Here is a 2,915-nt window from a genome sequence, read left to right as displayed (position 1 = left end):
TTGAGTTTGCCGCGGCGCTTGACGATGCGCCGGTAGCGCTGGCCGAGGAAGGTGTCGGTTCTAGCGGCCGCCGCGGCGGCTTGGCCGAGTGCACCTTTGAGGTACGGATTGCCCTTGCCGGTGCGCCCCCCTCGGGTGATGGGCCCAGATTGGATGGTGCGCGGGCACAGCTTGGCCCACCCCACCAGGTGTGCAGGGGTGGGGAAACGGGCCATGTCCAGCCCGATCTCGGCGATAATGACTTGCGCGTTGTGTTCACCCACGCCGGTGATCTCATCGAGGCGCTTGACGGCACTGAGCCGTGCGCACTGGGCCTCGGTGGCGGGATCTACCCGACACGGTGCATCGCCAGGAGGTGCGGCTGCGTCCAGAGCTGGCTGCGGCTCGACGTTGGATCTGTCACCCGCGCCGGGGGTGGTGGCGTTGTCGTCGATGCCAGCATTATCGATCGCATCTGCCTCGGGCAACTCGGCGATCAGGTCCGCGATCCGTTCGGTGAGGGTGTTGATCTGGCCGCTCAGTGCGTCGATCTGGGCCAGCAGCATCCGAGCCAGCTCGGCGTGGTGGTCATCGAAGCGCCCATCCAGTGCGGTGATCAGTTCCGAGCGCTTGGCCCTCATCCGCCCGCGCGCCAGCTCGGCCAGCCGCCGCGGATCGCGTTCGCCGGCGATGAGTGCCTCGATCATGTCCCGCGCCGACATGGTGTCCAGCCGCGACGCCACCACCGACACCTTGATCAACGCATCATCGAGCTACTTTTCCAGCCGCTGCCTGTAACGGCTGCGTTCGGGGGTCAGATCCTCTCGCAGCCGGGTGTAGTCGCGCAACCGCCGGATCGGGGCCGGTGGCACGAACGACGGCCGCAGCAGCCCCTTCTCGGTCAACTTGGCCAGCCAGACAGCGTCGAGTTTGTCGGTCTTGGGCCGGCCCGGCACGTTCTTGACATCCCGGGCGTTGACCAGCTGCACCGACAGCCCCGCGGCCTCGAGCAGCTAGTACCAGATCCGCCAGTAATCCGACGTCGACTCGACGGTGACCTTTCCCACCCCGAGTTCGACCAGCTGGCCACCCAGCTCGGTAACGGCCCCGGTGCGCGCAGGCACGTGCCACACCCGGCTAAACCGACGCCCAGTCTTTCCCGGCAGCCGCACGCACACCTTGCCCGTCGCCTTGGCCACATCGACCGCAGCGACCCGCTCGATCACCAGTTCGTGCTCGGCGTCTGGAATCACCTCCGGTGCCGACTCATCCACCGGCGCAAACTTACGTTTCCCTCTATGAGCCACTTCGCTTGCCCGCCAACCCAATCCGGACCAATCCATCAAGTGGGTCGCCTGGGGGCCTCGGTCAAGGGAACCGAAATTCTGACCGGCGTGCTCGAAGCAACAGTACGTGACCCTTCCAGGTCGGGCCCCGGCACCAGGCTGACTAACGGGCTCCAAAGCCCAAGGAAGCGTCGGCGTCGGCAGGCGACCCGACCCCATTTTCACGCCTACGAGGCGTCACCGACAGGGATAGGGGGCTGACTACCAATGGCAGGCGGCGTCCTCGAGTTCACCGTGTCGCGGTCGGCGAACCCGGCCGGGGCCGACGAGCGCGGCGCCATCCTGGCCGATCCGGGCTTCGGCAGGTATCACACCGACCACCTGGTCTCGATCGACTACACCGCCGGCACCGGCTGGCACGACGCCCGGGTGATCCCGTACGGCCCGATCGAACTGGACCCGTCGGCGATCGTGCTGCACTACGCGCAGGAGATCTTCGAGGGGCTCAAGGCCTACCGCTGGCCGGACGGATCGATCGTGTCGTTCCGGCCGGAGGCCAACGCGGCCCGGCTGCGGTCGTCGGCCCGGCGGCTGGCGATCCCGGAGCTGCCCGACGAGGTGTTCATCGAGTCGCTGCGCCAGCTGATCGCCGTCGACGAGGCCTGGGTTCCGCGGGCCGGCGGTGAGGATTCGCTCTACCTGCGCCCGTTCGTCTTCGCCACCGAGGCGGGGCTCGGCGTGCGGCCGGCCCACGAGTACCGGTATCTGGTGATGGCGTCCCCGGCCGGCGCCTACTTCAAGGGCGGGATCAAGCCGGTCAGCGTCTGGCTGTCGACGGAGTACGTGCGCGCCTGCCCGGGCGGCACCGGCGCGGCCAAGTTCGGCGGCAACTACGCGGCCTCGCTGGTCGCCCAGGCGCAGGCCACCGCCCACGACTGCGACCAGGTCGTCTGGCTGGACGCGGTGGAACGACGCTACGTCGAAGAGATGGGCGGGATGAACCTGTTCTTCGTCTTCGGCAGCGGCGGGTCGGCGCGGCTGGTCACCCCGGAGCTGTCCGGCTCGCTGCTGCCCGGGATCACCCGGGATTCGTTGCTGCAGTTGGCCACCGACGCCGGGTTCAGCGTCGAGCAACGCCGGATCGGCGTCGACGAGTGGCAGAAGAAGGCGGCCGCCGGCGAGATCACCGAGGTGTTCGCCTGCGGCACCGCCGCCGTCATCACCCCGGTGGGCTACGTCAAATCCGGCGACGGGGAGTTCAGCATCGCCGACGGTCGGCCGGGCGAGGTGACGATGGCGCTGCGCGACACCCTGACCGGCATCCAGCGCGGCACCTTCGCCGACACGCATGGGTGGATGGCCCGGCTGAACTAACGGGACAGCCGCTACTGGCAGCCGGCCAGCACCACCGCGGCCAGCGTGCTAGCCCACTCGACCGCCGCACCCAGCACGTCGCCGGTGATACCGCCGAAGCGCCGCACACAGTGGGCGACCAGCAGTGCGGTGCCGCCGAGCGCCGCCAGGACGGCCACCGGCCCGGGCCACGGCGCCGGGCCGGCAACCGTCGCCGCGGCGACCAGCACCGCAACCCAGGCCGCCGCCACCCAGCCGGGCTGGGTGCCGGCCACCGCGGCGCCCAGCGCGCTGCCG

Annotated in this window: 5 protein-coding genes; 1 reads left to right on the top strand and 4 read right to left on the bottom strand. The window is 69.4% G+C overall.

Annotated features, from left to right (window positions below):
* The 3 genes from AC2VNT_RS08915 to AC2VNT_RS08905 all read right to left on the bottom strand — a co-directional run.
* On the bottom strand, positions 1-731 hold a 731-nt coding region (locus AC2VNT_RS08915), incomplete at its 3' end, for a transposase (protein ID WP_486946513.1).
* Between the two features lie 21 nt (positions 732-752).
* A complete protein-coding gene (locus tag AC2VNT_RS08910) occupies positions 753-992 on the bottom strand; it encodes an IS110 family transposase (RefSeq protein ID WP_486946512.1) in 240 nt (79 codons plus the stop codon).
* Positions 993-1,253: a hypothetical protein gene (locus tag AC2VNT_RS08905; RefSeq protein WP_486946511.1), complete on the bottom strand. Its 261-nt coding sequence runs from the start codon at positions 1,251-1,253 to the stop codon at positions 993-995. It abuts the gene before it with no gap.
* A gap of 279 nt (positions 1,254-1,532) precedes the next feature.
* Between AC2VNT_RS08905 and AC2VNT_RS08900 the strand changes: the two genes are divergently transcribed.
* Positions 1,533-2,639: a branched-chain amino acid aminotransferase gene (locus tag AC2VNT_RS08900; RefSeq protein ID WP_486946510.1), complete on the top strand. Its 1,107-nt coding sequence runs from the start codon at positions 1,533-1,535 to the stop codon at positions 2,637-2,639.
* A gap of 11 nt (positions 2,640-2,650) precedes the next feature.
* Here AC2VNT_RS08900 and AC2VNT_RS08895 read toward each other — a convergent pair.
* A partial coding sequence (locus AC2VNT_RS08895; RefSeq protein ID WP_486946509.1) for an adenosylcobinamide-GDP ribazoletransferase occupies positions 2,651-2,915 on the bottom strand: 265 nt, incomplete at its 5' end.

This window comes from Mycobacterium sp. TH-M15, from assembly GCF_057473705.1.
Note: the sequence above shows the minus strand (reverse complement) of the source record. Positions and strands in the feature narration are given on the sequence as shown.